Annotated in this window: 15 protein-coding genes; 11 read left to right on the forward strand and 4 right to left on the reverse strand. The window is 51.1% G+C overall.

Translation table 11 applies throughout. The annotated features are described in order from the left end of the window. The 9 genes from QZ310_RS11815 (at window position 1) to QZ310_RS11855 (ending at window position 8,978) form a co-directional block, all read left to right on the forward strand. Window positions 1-897: a DUF4435 domain-containing protein gene (locus tag QZ310_RS11815; protein WP_297073060.1), complete on the forward strand. Its 897-nt coding sequence runs from the start codon at window positions 1-3 to the stop codon at window positions 895-897. A 137-nt stretch (window positions 898-1,034) separates the two neighbouring features. Continuing rightward, a complete protein-coding gene (locus QZ310_RS11820; RefSeq protein ID WP_297073087.1) occupies window positions 1,035-2,105 on the forward strand; it encodes a lysylphosphatidylglycerol synthase transmembrane domain-containing protein in 1,071 nt (356 codons plus the stop codon). 40 nt (window positions 2,106-2,145) lie between these two features. Then, window positions 2,146-2,721 carry a hypothetical protein gene (locus QZ310_RS11825; RefSeq protein WP_297073063.1) on the forward strand — a complete coding sequence of 192 codons (576 nt, stop codon included), beginning with the start codon at window positions 2,146-2,148 and terminating at the stop codon, window positions 2,719-2,721. A gap of 211 nt (window positions 2,722-2,932) precedes the next feature. Continuing rightward, a complete protein-coding gene (locus QZ310_RS11830) occupies window positions 2,933-4,192 on the forward strand; it encodes a 3-phosphoshikimate 1-carboxyvinyltransferase (protein ID WP_297073065.1) in 1,260 nt (419 codons plus the stop codon). An 18-nt stretch (window positions 4,193-4,210) separates the two neighbouring features. Further along, window positions 4,211-4,612: a phospholipase gene (locus tag QZ310_RS11835; RefSeq protein ID WP_297073066.1), complete on the forward strand. Its 402-nt coding sequence runs from the start codon at window positions 4,211-4,213 to the stop codon at window positions 4,610-4,612. Between the two features lie 79 nt (window positions 4,613-4,691). Beyond that, complete coding sequence (locus QZ310_RS11840) at window positions 4,692-5,498, forward strand: metal ABC transporter permease (protein WP_297073068.1); 807 nt, start codon at window positions 4,692-4,694, stop codon at window positions 5,496-5,498. Window positions 5,499-5,558: 60 nt separating this feature from the next. Continuing rightward, a complete protein-coding gene (locus QZ310_RS11845; protein ID WP_297073069.1) occupies window positions 5,559-5,825 on the forward strand; it encodes a hypothetical protein in 267 nt (88 codons plus the stop codon). 146 nt (window positions 5,826-5,971) lie between these two features. After that, window positions 5,972-8,032: a hypothetical protein gene (locus QZ310_RS11850; RefSeq protein ID WP_297073071.1), complete on the forward strand. Its 2,061-nt coding sequence runs from the start codon at window positions 5,972-5,974 to the stop codon at window positions 8,030-8,032. Between the two features lie 82 nt (window positions 8,033-8,114). Further along, window positions 8,115-8,978, forward strand: coding sequence for an OmpA family protein (locus tag QZ310_RS11855; RefSeq protein ID WP_297073073.1), 864 nt, complete (start codon window positions 8,115-8,117; stop codon window positions 8,976-8,978). Between the two features lie 727 nt (window positions 8,979-9,705). Here the strand turns inward: QZ310_RS11855 and QZ310_RS11860 are convergent. After that, on the reverse strand, window positions 9,706-10,317 hold the full coding sequence (locus tag QZ310_RS11860) for a DUF4230 domain-containing protein (RefSeq protein WP_297073075.1): 612 nt from the start codon (window positions 10,315-10,317) through the stop codon (window positions 9,706-9,708). 21 nt (window positions 10,318-10,338) lie between these two features. Next, window positions 10,339-10,929 (reverse strand): DUF4230 domain-containing protein, encoded by a 591-nt coding sequence (locus tag QZ310_RS11865; RefSeq protein ID WP_297073077.1) that lies wholly within the window; start codon window positions 10,927-10,929, stop codon window positions 10,339-10,341. A 171-nt stretch (window positions 10,930-11,100) separates the two neighbouring features. Here QZ310_RS11865 and QZ310_RS11870 point away from each other — a divergent pair, with 171 nt between their 5' ends. Both QZ310_RS11870 and QZ310_RS11875 read left to right on the forward strand, forming a co-directional pair. Continuing rightward, the gene (locus tag QZ310_RS11870) at window positions 11,101-13,032 is read left to right on the forward strand and encodes a DNA polymerase III subunit gamma/tau (protein ID WP_297073079.1); all 1,932 of its coding nucleotides are present in this window, start codon (window positions 11,101-11,103) and stop codon (window positions 13,030-13,032) included. A gap of 51 nt (window positions 13,033-13,083) precedes the next feature. After that, a complete protein-coding gene (locus tag QZ310_RS11875; protein WP_297073081.1) occupies window positions 13,084-13,764 on the forward strand; it encodes a nitroreductase family protein in 681 nt (226 codons plus the stop codon). Here the strand turns inward: QZ310_RS11875 and QZ310_RS11880 are convergent, their stop codons facing one another. Both QZ310_RS11880 and QZ310_RS11885 read right to left on the reverse strand, forming a co-directional pair. Further along, on the reverse strand, window positions 13,765-14,082 hold the full coding sequence (locus QZ310_RS11880; protein WP_297073083.1) for a helix-turn-helix transcriptional regulator: 318 nt from the start codon (window positions 14,080-14,082) through the stop codon (window positions 13,765-13,767). It abuts the gene before it with no gap. Further along, complete coding sequence (locus QZ310_RS11885) at window positions 14,079-14,438, reverse strand: type II toxin-antitoxin system RelE/ParE family toxin (RefSeq protein ID WP_297073085.1); 360 nt, start codon at window positions 14,436-14,438, stop codon at window positions 14,079-14,081. Before QZ310_RS11885 ends, QZ310_RS11880 begins: the two co-directional genes overlap by 4 nt. Window positions 14,439-14,565 lie beyond the last annotated feature (127 nt).

Raw genomic sequence — 14,565 nt, forward strand, 5'->3', positions numbered from 1 at the left:
ATGGATGCTGACAAAAAATCTTTCTATGAGAAGGCTGCAAAGGGTCTTGCGGCTTCAACCTTGATGTATGGAGTGGACTCCATTGTGCATGTGGAGGATAAGGACGATATATGGTTCTGGAGACAGATTCTTTCAAAATACCGGCCTGTCAAATATAAATTCATGCCTGCGACAACCAATGAGAAGGGGCAGCGAAACACCGGATGCACTCAATGTCTGAAATATCGTGGCTACCTCTCCCGGAAATTTTTTGTCTGCATAGACAGTGATTTGCGTTATATGCTTGATGAGGATGTATCGGCGGAAAATGGAATATTGCAGACATATACCTATTCATGGGAGAACCACTGTGCATTTGCCCGCAGATTGCAGGAGACGTTTGCCCGGCGTACCGGAAAGGGTGATTCGTTTAATTTCGAACTGTTTCTGAAAGAATATTCCCGGATACTCTATGAGCCTTTCCTGTTTATGCTCTATAATGAGCGAAACGGTCTGAGGGGGTTCAACCGGGATAAGTTCCGCTCGATAATCACTCTACAATACCGGCAGGGCGATGAATTGAACAACGGAGAGGCATTTTTATCACGTCTTGCCTCATCATTGTCCGAAGTTGTGGCGGAGATTAATGACAGAGGTGATTTCAATCATCAGACAGAGGCTGCCCGATATTCCGCAAAAGGACTCACGCAGGATAATGTCTATCTTTACGTTAGGGGACATTGCCTGTATAATTCCCTTGTATCCATCGGTAAGAAGCTCTGTGAGGGCACCGGAGTTGATTTCGAACAGAATGTGCATAAGGATGCGCTTGCTTTTGAGGAATATGATGCGATATCGCGTATAAAATCAGATGTAGGTGTGCTCAACACTGTCCGCTTGAATATGCCGAAAGAATGATGAAGACGGGTTGCGGAGTCTGAAAACTCGATGGATAGGCAATGCTTTTCGGCTTTGGGGCTTTGGGTGTTGGAAAAAGTTTGTAACTTTGTAAGTTGAAGAATTGTTTTTTCATCTGAGGATTTTTCAATTTGCTTATGAAGGTTAACGGCGACAGTTCAGAATTGGCTCCCGGGGCTGCGAAGAAGCGGCTCGGGACATATCTGCTGAAATACGGGGTTCCTCTCGTGATTTCGGTGGGCTTGTGCTGGTTGCTGTTTGACAATGAGGATATAAATCCGGCAAATATGTGGCGCATCATCCGTGAGGAGTGTGACTTCCGGTGGATGGTTGCCAATATAATCTTCGGACTGCTTGCCCAGGTGTTCAGGGCTGCGCGTTGGCAGATACAGTTGCGCGCGCTCGACATACGTCCGACATTCGGGCAGCTTGTCCTGAGTATTCTCGGGACCTATTCGGTCAATCTCGTGTTTCCTCGCCTCGGTGAAGTATGGCGGACGGGTTATATAGCCAACCGTGAGAAGGCGCCGTTCACGACGGTGTTCGGCTCTATGGTGGCCGACCGTCTTGCCGACACGGTGACTGTGTTCCTGCTGCTGTTGCTTACGTTCATTCCTGCCGGAGCGCAGCTAAGGGCCTATTTCGGGCAGGATGGCGGTCTGGTGGCCAAACTTTTCGATCTTCTCGGTTCCCCCCTGCTCTGGGGAGCGGTGATAGCCACGCTGATTCTGTGTGTGTGGCTCTTCGTGCGTTTCCCCGAGCATAAGGTCATTGTCAGAATCAAGCAGATATGGCACGGATTGTGGGAGGGTTTTGCCGTGATAGTCAAGATGCGCGGAAAGGGTCTGTGGCTGCTCTACACGGTGTTGCTGTGGGGCTCCTACATCACGGCTCTCTACTGCGCTTTCCTCTCTTTCCCGCTCACTGCTGAAATGATTGGCCGCCACGGAATCGCCGCGCTTGCCGTGTGTTTCGTGTTCACGAGTATTTCGATGGGGGTGCCGTCAAACGGTGGCATCGGACCCTATCAGTGGGCCATGATTTTCGGTATAGCATTGTTCTCGACCGATATTCCCGGTCTGACACGCGAATATGCCCTCTCGTTTGCCAACATGCTTGTCGGGGTGCAGACCCTCGTGCTCATCATCCAGGGATTGCTGACATTCGCTTGCATAGCGCTCTCGAAGCACCATGCCCGGCACTCCTGACCACTCATCTCTCAAAAACCTCAATAATTATCTGTGAATTATGAAATTTGACGATAGCGACAAGGATTATTTCCTCCACGATTTTTCGGAAGAGCAGACTGACGACTCCCCTGCCCGACCCTCTTCCTCCCCGCCTTCTGACGGACAGTCCGGTCAGATGACTGATCCGGCATCACCATCGTTTGATTTCAGTAATCAGTCCGGCGAAGGAACGACCGGCGTGGCTGTCAAGCCTAAACGCAGGCATCGCAAAGTGCTCGTCTGGTTCTTTGTGATTGTCTTCGCGGTGCTCGGAGTGACGGTGTGGATCCGCTATTTCGTCCCTTACGTCACTGAATCACAGGTGACCGGCTATGTTACACTTGTCGAGAAACGCGGTATCATCTTCCGCACGTTTGAAGGTGAGATGGTGAGCGAGTCGAGACTGGCCGACAAAGGAAACGTTTATTCAAGGGATGTCTATTTCAGTATTCCCGATGATGATATGGCCCGGCGGTTGCAGCAGTATCAAGGCAGCGGCACGCCGGTGACAATCACCTGCAAACGGTATTACGGCACATTGCCTTGGCGCGGAGCCTCCAACAATGTCATGGTATCGTTTACGCCTAAGAATTAGTTTATGTTGATTTAGTTAGGAGCTGTTTTGAAAACTGACAACTCAAAACTCACAACTGAAAACTCAAAACTATCCTGATTGTATTTCATCGGGCATACGCGCTACAGCGCGTCCCTACAATTACGGAGTTGACAGCTAAAAACTTACAACTCAAAACTTACAACTCACAACTAAATAACCCACAACTGACAACTCAAAACTCACAACTCCTGTGGACTACAGAATACTACCCCCCGAGGGATTTCTGGAGGCTCGGCTGAGCCTTCCGCTTTCCAAAAGCATGAGCAATCGTGCGCTGATAATCAATGCTCTCACTCCTGGCGCACGGCCTTTGGAGGAAGTAGCGGTGTGTGACGATACGGATGCCATGCGCAATGCCCTTGCATCGCAGGAGGCAAAGGAAATCAATATCGGTGCAGCCGGTACGACCATGCGTTTCCTCACAGCTTACTTTGCAGCCAAGGAGGGTAGCGATCTTCTGCTTGACGGAAGCGAACGTATGCGCCACCGTCCCATCAAGGTGCTTGTCGAAGCTCTGAGAACGCTCGGCGCAGACATAGAATATGCAGGCGAGGAGGGCTTTCCTCCCTTGCGTATCCGTGGCCGCAGACTTGCCGGTGGAGAACTGAAACTGGATTCATCTGTCAGCTCGCAATACATTTCCGCTCTCCTGATGATAGCCCCGACAATGAAGGAGGGGCTGAAGCTCACCTTCCTTGGCGAGACCGTCTCGCGTCCGTATATCCTCATGACTCTGAAAATGATGGAAGATGCCGGAATAGAGAGTGATTATTTTGACGATGTGGTCACCATCAAGCCGCAGACCTACAAGCCTTTTGATTTCAAGATTGAGGGTGACTGGAGTGCGGCTGCCGCATGGTATGAGATTGATGCAATCTCGTCGGGAGCCGTGACAATCGACAATCTCGCCCGCGAATCCTGTCAGGGAGACCGTAAACTGGCAGATATTTTCGAACGTCTCGGTGTCACCACCGAATGGGAAGGTGAGGACGGCGGTTCTGACCTCATCCCCTCGCCTGATCAGGATGCACGGTTGAAAGTCGACTTCTCCGACACTCCCGACTTGGCGCAATATGTGATTGTGACCTGTGTGATGCTCGGAATACCGTTCAGATTCACAGGACTTTCCACCCTTGCCATCAAGGAGACTGACCGTGTGAGCGCTCTCACTGCCGAACTTGCCAAAATCGGGGTGATGCTTCAGCCGGAGAGCCGCGATGTGGTTGCATGGGAAGGTCAGCGTCGTCCGATTGACGCACTGCCGGTATTTGATACCTACGATGACCACAGAATGGCCATGTGTCTTGCTCCGATTTCCATCTTCCTTCCGGGAATCATCATAAAGGATGTTGAGGTGGTTGCCAAATCCTATCCCGAATTCTGGGATGAGATGCGCAATGCAGGTTTTATCCTTCTCGACGGCGATGCACCCCTCCCCGACCCTGAATAATTTGATTTGCAAGAGGATATGACAGGTGCTCTAATAATACTTGGCGTGACCCTTCTGACGGGTCTCATACTGTGGCTCACCCATCGTCCGGGAGATGATTCCGGTGCTGATGAAAGCCCTGAGGCCGATGCTTCTGGCGAGCCGGAGGTGTGCTGCGGTCTTCATGCCGTCTGCGAGAAGGGACTCAGCCCCGACGGTAAGCCGGTCTATTATGACGATGAGGAGCTTGACCGCTTTTCCGGCCGGGAGCCTGACAGTTATTCGTCTGAGGAGGAAGAGGAGTTCCGTGAGGTCCTCTACACGCTTCTTCCCGCCGATGTCTATCCCTGGGGTGTTTCCCTCACCCAACGCAACATTGCCCTGCCGTCGGCGCTGCGCGACGAGTGGGTGATGATGGCCGGAGATGCCGCCGGGCATTGAGCCCTTTTCTCAGGGTGTGTGACCGGCACCATTAAAATTTTAATTCTGACTATATTACTACTACCGTTTCTTCTTCGCTGTGGAAATATTCGGATACGATTTCTTTCGCAATGCCTTCGCGGGAATGTTGCTGCTGAGCGTTGCCTCGGCTATCATTGGCACCTATATCGTGACACGCCGCCTTGTGTCTATCTCCGGCGGTATCACCCATGCCTGTTTCGGAGGTCTGGGTCTTGGCTACTTTCTGGGTTTGAATCCGGTATTGATGGCTGCGGTTTTTGCCGTCGGTTCGTCGTTGGGTGTCCAGTGGATGTCGCGCCGTCACCGCGTGAGGGAGGATTCGGCTATAGCCGTTGTGTGGGCGCTCGGAATGGCCTTGGGTACGCTTTTTATCTTCCTGACTCCCGGCTATGTCCCGGAGCTTAATGCCTTCCTTTTCGGTAATGTCCTGACGATTACGAAGGGAGACCTATGGTCGTTTGCGGCCTTTACGGCTGTGTTGCTGATATTTTTCGCATGTTTCTTCCGCAAGATAGTCATTTGTGCCTTTGACCCTGACTTTGCCTCCGTGCGGCATCTGCCGGTGGCTTTCATAACGACGGCTATGACCGTTCTGGTTGCAGTCTGCATTGTCCTCACCATCCGTCTGGTCGGGGTGATGCTGCTCATGTCGATGCTTGCCCTGCCTCAGATGGTCGCCGAGACATTCTGCCACAGATTCAAGTCGATGATGCTGCTTTCAATAGCGGTTTCAATGTTCTGTTGCGTGGCGGGACTGCTGCTCGGAACGGTCATCGACGTGCCCTGCTCTGCGCTTATAGTCCTCACTATGACAGGGGCTTATATCTTGGCGAGGATTTATGCTTTTTTGCGTTTGCGCTCATAAATTTCACTAACCTTTTGGCTTCCGGGGTGTTGTTTATTGTAAACGGACAACATCTCGACTATGAAAAAGAAACACACTTTTAGGCTCATGATCGCTCTCGGAGCGGGAGTGGCGATGTCAGGACTTCTCAGCGGTTGCGCGGGGATGTGGCTTGGCACCGATACAGACCTGAACTTCACACAACCGGGCGGATTCGGGATAGATTTAGGTATAGGAGGCCCTATAGGGGGGCCTGCAACACCTCCTCCCCCACCTCCCGGCGGACCATTCGGTCCCGGCCCGGGCGGTCCGATGGGTCCCGGCCCCGGAGGGCCACCGCCATTTTAATTGGAGAATAAGGCAGATAGGGCTGATAAGTCAAATAGGGCTAATAGGCCAAATAGGGCTGATAGGTCAAATAAGGACGATAAGTTTTGACGGGCTTGTGGATTTTTCGTAATTTTGTCACTCAATCCACAGTCAATATTAGTTTTATGTCTCAATATTCCTACCTGCACATCGCCCTGAGAGGCGAACTTCAGGGAGCAACACGAACCATTTATTCCTATCCTGCCTCCGGCAGCGAGATTGATCCGCGTTGGAATTCAACTATGGTTGAGCCGGGCGCGGCAATCAAACGTTTTCTGAATGCTACTGAATGTTACATACTCCAGTCCTCTCCATTAGGCCACTATTTTTCTCTGATTACCCGCAACACGATGAATCCGGAGCGTGGCTACATGATGATTTCGATCCTCGTGGACAATGGCTGCGCCCTGACGGGCCGTCAGCTCATGAATGCCTTTACGAATCTGAAAAAGGCTTTCATAGAGGAGGAGAATCTGACAGACGAGGCTGTCGAGGAGGCTCTTGCAGCCGCATCTGTACCCGAGGAGCCGCTGAGGCTTGAGGCATGGATGTATCATGAGCCGGCAGAGGGTGTCCAGCTTCAGGAAGCCGCCTACCGCACGTTCATCTCGCAGCAGGAACTGGAGTCAATCTTCTCGTTCCCCTATCAGCCGGACTACAGCTCATATCGTTGCATCATAGTGGTCTCGGCTACCACTTCATTGCGTCCGGGTGTGAAGATGCCCCGCATAACGGTGCCTATCCGCAAACTCTACTCCGTTGTGTGTCACGACGGTGTCACAGCTTCCAGCACTCAGGTCTACGACGGTGACCGTCTGGAGCTTTGCTTCCACAAGGAGGGCTTCAAGGAGCACAAGGAGAATGTGATTGTCGGAACTCCGTCGGCCTACACAAAGTATGAGGGCTCGACGATTCTGGTGCGCACCGCACAGCAGACCGGTATCCGTTTCGAACGCCGTATCCCCGTGAAGGTTCTTTCAGCCAAGGGTGCGCCCCTCAACGGCTACACAATCACTCTCAACGGCCGTCCGGTCAACACGATGGAGCCTTGCATTGTCCTCTACGAGAAGGATCTGCAGCCCGGGACTGAGGTCGACATCCATGTGCAGTCCAACAACTACCGTTCGCTCAAACTGAAAAAGCCTGCCGAGGAGATGCTTGTCACCGAGGAGCTTGAACTTGTCATGCAGCCTGTCGAGCAGGGTGTCACCCTGCGTCTTGATTTCGGCGATGGCCGGGTGTTTGAGCAGCAGATTTCGATTGAAAAGAATACTCCCGAATATAATCGCCTCCATTCAGGCAATTTCCACGGTTTCCGCGCCCATCGTCAGGTCACCGAGGATGACAGTGAGGTCTACAATGTCGATGTCCGCATCACGAGCCGTCCCGTCGCTCCCAATTTCGAATCGGCGCGCGGAGAAAGCTCCTCATCGACTGAAACTGCGGGGAAAGCTCCTGTGTTTGAGAATGTTTCGGCTGATGCTAAGCCCGAACGCCCGAAAATCGACACCACTCTTCCAAAAGCTGAGAAAACAGAGCCGGAGGAGCGTGAGGAACAGCCCAAGGAGACGCGTAAGCCCGTCTATCCCGATTATGATTCGAATGATGACGAGGATGACGACGACAGCTCTTCGACGAAGGGTTCAGGCCGACGTAAGATGTTCATCTACGGTGGTCTTGCCGTGATTCTTCTGGTAATTGCGGCTGCTGTCTTCCTGCCCGGCTACACCGGAAATGAGGATGATCCCTCCCCTGCCGAGGAACTCACCGCTATCGACGGTTCAGAGGCTCCTGCACCTGTGGCAATGACTGCCGAGGAGACTGAGGATGTCAGCTATCTCAACTCATATCCCGTCTGGGAAGTGGCCAAGCTCAAAAGCCAGATGGGCAAGAGTCTCATCGAAGCTATCGAGGCAGGCGACATTGATGCTGTTGTCAACAATGACTACTTTACCGTCGCAGGCCGTGCTACAAATGACAAGGCTCTCCTTTTCGTGGACCTTATCTGGAAGGCCAAGGGTTCATTCAGCGAAGCCAGCAACCGCCGCCTGATGCGTTCGGCCGTCAAGGATGGTCAGCTTGACCTCAAGAAGTTCTCCGACAATCTTGCCAAGCGCCGTCCTGCCGAGAAGGAGAACACCGCTCCCCGCCCCTCGAAGCCCGGTGCGGCTCCTGCAGCAATGTAAAGGATTAAACCTTTTGCCTAAGCATCAGTCAAATATATTATAATCAGATATTCAACATCAAATTAATTAACACTACTGAATTATGAGACTACGCGCATTGACAATCGCAGCAGTAGCAGCTATGTTGGGATTCACCGGTTGTGTGAGCAACAAGAAATATGTTGCTCTCCAGGCCGAACACGATTCACTGCAGAAGCAGTACAATGCCTCGCAGGTGGAGCTTGCCGAGACCCGTGCCAACGGCAAGAGCCTCGAAAGCCTTCTTGCTCAGGCAAGAGCCAACAATGAGGAGCTGAAGCGCAGCTATGCCGCTCTCCAGAAGTCGCTCGACAACAGTATCAACCAGAACACTCAGGGCAATGTCAACATCTCCAAGCTCGTTGACGAAATCAACGCTTCAAACCGCTATATCAAGCAGCTTGTTGATGCCAAATCAAAGTCTGACTCCCTCAACCTCGCCCTCACCACCAAGCTCACCCGTTCGCTCGATTCAAGCGAGATGGACGACGTGAATGTGAAGGTGCTCAAAGGCGTGGTATATATCTCGCTTGCCGACAATATGCTTTTCCAGTCGGGTAGCTACGACGTGAATTCACGCGCTATGGAGACCCTCGGCAAGATTGCCAAGATTATCAAGGACTACGGTGACTATGATGTGCTTGTTGAAGGTAACACCGACCCTGTGCCCATCAACCGCACCAATATCCGCAACAACTGGGACCTCAGCGCACTCCGTGCAAGCTCTATCGTGCAGGTGCTCCAGAACGATTTCGGCATCGATCCTTCGCGTCTGACAGCCGCCGGACGTGGCGAGTTCAACCCCGTGGCCGACAATTCGACCGAAGTTGGCCGTCAGCGTAACCGCCGCACCGAAATCATCATCACTCCGAAGCTCGACCAGTTCCTTGACCTCATCGACAAGGCTCCGGAGACCAACGAACAGTAACCCTCCGTCAAGGGATACAAAAGAACATAAAGAAGGGATTATGCCGGTCAATACGGCGTAATCCCTTTGTTGTCAATGCAGGAAACCAAGGGTACATAAATTCAGAAAAGGCATAAATTACAGATTAATGTAAATCGTATAATCCGATATATCCAAACATATAATTTATGCCGTTTATGAATTTATGTACCCTTTTTATTAAACTGCAATATGGCATGTGGAACGGGCAATCGGAACAGTTAAACCGCGAAGCGGTGATGCGATGGTAGCCCCACCACGAGCGGACCGAATGAAGGCCGCAGGCCGTAATGAGGGGAGCGAGGCGTGGGGTTGGGTAGATTTTTTTCTAATGCCTTCGGAGAAGGCTGGCAATCAATCATCTCCGTTGCGAATTGACGGACATCTTCGATGCCCATTTTCGGGTGTGTTACCATTTACCCCACGCCTCACTCCGGTGCATGGTTTCGGCCTGCGGCCTCACCTTGCACCTACGCTCGTGGTGGGGCTACCATCATATCACCGCTTCGCGGTTTAACTGTTCCGATCGCCGGCGGGTGCCTGTCCACATGCCGGATTGCGGCTTAATAAAAATTGGTACATAAATTACAAATTAATAGGTACATAAATTCATAAATGACATAAATTACGGATTAATATAAATCATATAATCCGATATATCCAAATCTGTAATTTATGCCATTTATGAATTTATGGACCTTTAAAATGCTTATTTTGAATTTATAGATGTTGTCGGGGCGTTGTAGCCATCGGGGCGGAGGTCAATGACGGTGATTGTGGGGTCCATCATGGCGAGGAGGCGTGAGAGAGTTTCGACGGCTGAGGCGCGGGCACGGCGGACATAGCCTTTCTCGTAGAATGAATCCTTGTAGCGTTCGGCCATACGGCGCTTGATGGCGCTTTCCTCGGCAGAGGTCATCTTGCGGAAGCCGGGAAAACGTGCATCCCAGGTGTCGATGACCTCGTAGGAATTGTCGGCTGTCGATTCATAGACCTCAATTTCCTCAGGGGGTAGAATGATGGTGATTGAATCGTTTTTCACTTGATAGTCAAGATTTTCGAGATTGAAGCGGATATACCCGTTGATGGTGTTGCGGGCAAATATCCATTTGCCGTTGATGGAATCCTTTATGGCTACGTCGTCGCGCACTTCAATCGAACACAGCTTGACCATATCCTTTATTTCCGTGAGACGGGTTTCGGACACGGTCATGTTGGTCGAGCCGACACCGCTGCGCCATATCAGCAGACCGGCTCCGAGCAGTCCTGCAATCAGCAGGAGAGCGCCGAAAATGTAAAGTCCTATATATTTTTTGAACATAGTGATTGAGTGTTTGACTGGTTAGTTGCGGAAAGTGATTTCGCTGTCGTAGCCCTTGTCTTTCAGGAGAATGGAGAAGAATCCGCGGGCTTTCGACTGTGCTTCCTTAATGAGCATGGAGCGATATTCAGGATTTTTGCGTATATCCTCCCTGAGCGATTTGCTCATTTTGTCCTTCAACTGGGCGCGTTCCTGAGCTGTTATCTGTGAGCGCATACCGCTGACACGGTAGTGCTCCTCGGTGACCCCGACATCGCGGCCGATATATTGGGTCTGCACCGGCGGGAGTGTGAGTTTGACGAGCTTGCGCTTCTCGTCGACCACCACGTCGGCATCCCGCAGCTCGCCGAGGTCGATGTATGCTTCAATGTAGGTGTGGAAAGAATAGGCAGCGATGCGGTCGCCGAATTTAAACTCATTGACAAAGGCATCAAGACCCTTTGCCCCCACGTCGCTGATGGTTCCGACCTTGTTGAGCGACATTTCGGCCAGAACGAGCTTCTGCACGTCCTGAAGCTCATGAAACACATTGACTTCCTTCTTTTCCGTACACGCGACAGTCAGCAAAGTGCCAACCATCATGCACCCTAATAATCTGAGTGTTCGGTTCATAGTCTGAGAGATGTGAGAATATGGAATGTTGGAAAAAACTATTATATATACAAATAGACTTGTCGAATTGTTAATTGTAAAGTTGTTTTGAGCGTCATCTGCGCGGATTTATATATTTTTAGGGAATGTTTAGGTTTGGAAAAACGGGGAATTGTGTGTAAATTTGTGGATATGGAAAACTATATTGTCTCGGCACGAAAATACCGTCCGTCGACGTTTGACAGCGTTGTCGGTCAGAAGGCTCTCACGGCCACGCTAAAAAATGCCATAGCCACTCACAGACTGGCACATAGCTATCTATTCTGCGGTTCGCGCGGTGTGGGAAAGACATCGTGTGCGCGAATTTTCGCCAAGACAATCAACTGCTCCAATCCGACTCCGGATGGCGAGGCGTGTAACGAGTGCGATAGCTGCCGCGCGTTCAATGAGGGTAACTCGCTGAATATCATTGAGCTTGACGCTGCGTCCAACAACGGTGTCGACGACATCCGTCAGCTCGTCGAGCAGGTGCAGATACCGCCGTCGCAGGGAGCCTACCGCGTGTTTATCGTCGATGAGGTCCACATGCTCTCCCCTGCCGCTTTCAATGCTTTCCTGAAGACTTTGGAGGAACCGCCGTCATACGTCATCTTCATTCTCGCTACGACGGAGAAACACAAAATTATCCCCACCATCCTGTCGCGCTGCCAGATATATGATTTCAAGCGCATTACGGTGAGGGATATGATTGACCATCTGTCGTACGTCGCTTCGCAGGAGGGTATGACTGCCGATCCGGCTGCCCTCAATGTAATCGCGCGCAAGGCCGACGGTGCGATGCGCGACGCGCTCTCTATCTTTGACCAGGTGGCTGCATCGTCGAGAGGCAATATCACCTATCAGAGTGCTATAGACAACCTCAACGTCCTTGACTATAACTACTACAACAAGCTCCTTGACTGTTTCCTCGCAGGAAAGGTGCTCGACACATGGCTGATATATAAGGAGATTCGTGACCGAGGATTTGACTCGCATTTCTTCATCAACGGTCTGGCCGACTATATGCGCGACCTGATGGTGGCCATGGATCCCTCGACTATGGTGCTCCTTGAGGCTGACGACGAGGCGCGCAAGGCAATGGCCTCGATGGCTGCGAAATGTACGCCCGATTTCATCTACCGGGCAATGAATCTCTGCAATGAGGCGGATCTCAACTACCGCGCCGCCTCCAACAAGCAGTTTCTCATAGAGCTGACATTGGCGAAGATATGCCAATTGCTAAGCCCCTCTCCCGCTAACAGTGGCGCAGGTGAGGGGCGGTTACAGAAGATTCAGAACGCCACTCCCTCCCACTCTCCCGCTCAGCCTGCTCCGGCTCAACAACAGACCGCTTCTGCGCCAAGACCTGCTGCATCCGCTCCACAGGCCGCCCCTGCATACGCCCAGTCCGCTCCGCAGCAAGCGCAACAATATCCGGCGCAGAATCCTCCTGCGTCGGGAGTGCAAAACGCGCAGAACCCCTACCCGACTTCCACGCCGCAACCCGCAGTCCGTCAGGCTGCGCCCTACCCTTCATCCGCGCCTCAGACACCCTCTGTGGCCTCTTCGCCAGCCGTCTCCTACGGGAATCCTCCTGCACCGTCAGGAGGGGCAAAACGGCCTTTAAAACGCCCCACATCCACATTCTCCATCAATCCTGCCAAGAATCAGGCCCAGAACGCGGCGCAGGCCTCTTCGGCGGCTTCGACACGCGAACCACGCAACGGTCTCTATACGCGCGATCAGCTCAATAAAGCGTGGCAGGACTTCATCAACATGCATCCGACCGAGCATATTCTGATAAATACGATGCGCGCGTCGTTCCCCGCTCAGGTTGATGGCCACCATTATAAAATAATGGTAGAGAATGAGATGCAGCTCAACATGGTCGAGCAACGGAGCATGGAACTTCACACGTTTATCCGTGATGCTATCGACAACGACCATTTCATGCTCACTGTCGAGGTGAACCAGGGAGCAGCCTCGCCCCACACATGGAGCGAACGCGAGGTGCTTGCCCACATGGTCGAGAATATCCCTGCGCTCAAAGGATTCATGGAAGATCTCGGCCTGACCTTGGGGTGATGAATCCGACAAGCCTGCCTATCAGTCAGTTGTAATATTTATGAATGCCTTATGGATTATGAAATTATAAAGAGCCGTCATTCGGTGAGGGCTTACCTTGACCGTCCGATTCCTGCCGGGAAGGTGGAGAGCATTGAAGCCATGATTCGTGAATGCAACGAGGCGGCAGGTCTTGACATTCAGTTGGTGACGGATGAACCGAAGGCTTTCGGGACTTCGCTGATGGCGCGTTACGGCAAATTTGAGAATGTCAGGAATTATATATGTATGATAGGGCCAAAGGGGGGCGACACCGAGGAAAAGTTGGGCTATTATGGTGAACGTCTTGTCCTTAAGACACAGGAAATGGGTCTGAATACCTGTTGGGTGGGGATGAGTTTCAAAAAGGGTAAGGTTCCGGCAAGGATAGCCGAGGGAATGAAGCTCTATGCCGTGATAGCCATAGGCTATGGAAAGACGCAGGGTGTGTCACATAAAATAAAGTCACCCGACCGTATATGCCCTGAAATCGCTTCGACACCCGGATGGTTCAAGAGAGGTGTGGACTGCGCGCTGTTGGCACCGACAGCCGTAAATCAACAGAAATTTCATTTCAAATGGCTCGGAGGAAAGCGCGTGGTGGCTTCAACCTCGTGGGGATTCTACGCAAAGATGGACCTCGGTATCGCCAGACTCCACTTCGAACTTGGCGTCCGGCCGGAGAAAGTGGAGTGGGAGAGAGGTGACCTATAACTACACGGCAACGAATGTCGGTGTGAATTCAATCCCGAGAGCGTTGGCAATTCTCATAAAACTTGAGAGTTGGATATCGGCCTGACCGTTTTCAACGCGCGAGATATATGTACGGGCAACCCCAACTTTGTCAGCTATCTCTTTCTGTGTTATTTTCAGTTCCTTACGCCTGTCGCGAAGGATGGAGCCATAGTACCAAGCCATAGCCTCATCTTTGAATCTCTGACGGCTTTGGCTGCCTTCTGCTCCATATTTATTATCGAGAAGTTCGCCGGCCGTGTGGAGACGGTTAAGTTTTTCTATATCAAATTTTCTCATGATTCGAATTGTTTTAGGATATCCTCTGCTATTTTGATTTGTCTGGTATAGTCCTTTGTGGACTTTTTTTGAAAACAGTTAAGGATAAGTATTTGTGTTGCCTCGATTATGTTATCGTGGTCTATCGCGAAAAGAATAGTCCTATATTCATTGTTTCCGACCGATACCCTCATTTCATATAAGTCAGTAGAACTAAGGTGTTTGACAAATTTTGTACTTATTATATGTTCATATCGGACTAATTGAAGCACATAATCGAATTTTGTCTTTACCTTAGTGGGTAAAGAATTGTAGAATTCTAAAAATTCGTCGGAGAAGTAGAGTTCCCTGATATGTTTCTTTGCGGTATCCATCATTGGCAAAGGTAACGAATAAGTTACATTTTAACAAATGAAAAGAGATTAAAGTTTTGTCATTGGTTTTAAAAATCCTATAATAATTGGTGGTATATAATAAAAATAGGTGTAGGGTGGGGTAGTGGAG

The organism is uncultured Duncaniella sp. (genome assembly GCF_910577345.1).
GTDB lineage: Bacteria > Bacteroidota > Bacteroidia > Bacteroidales > Muribaculaceae > Duncaniella.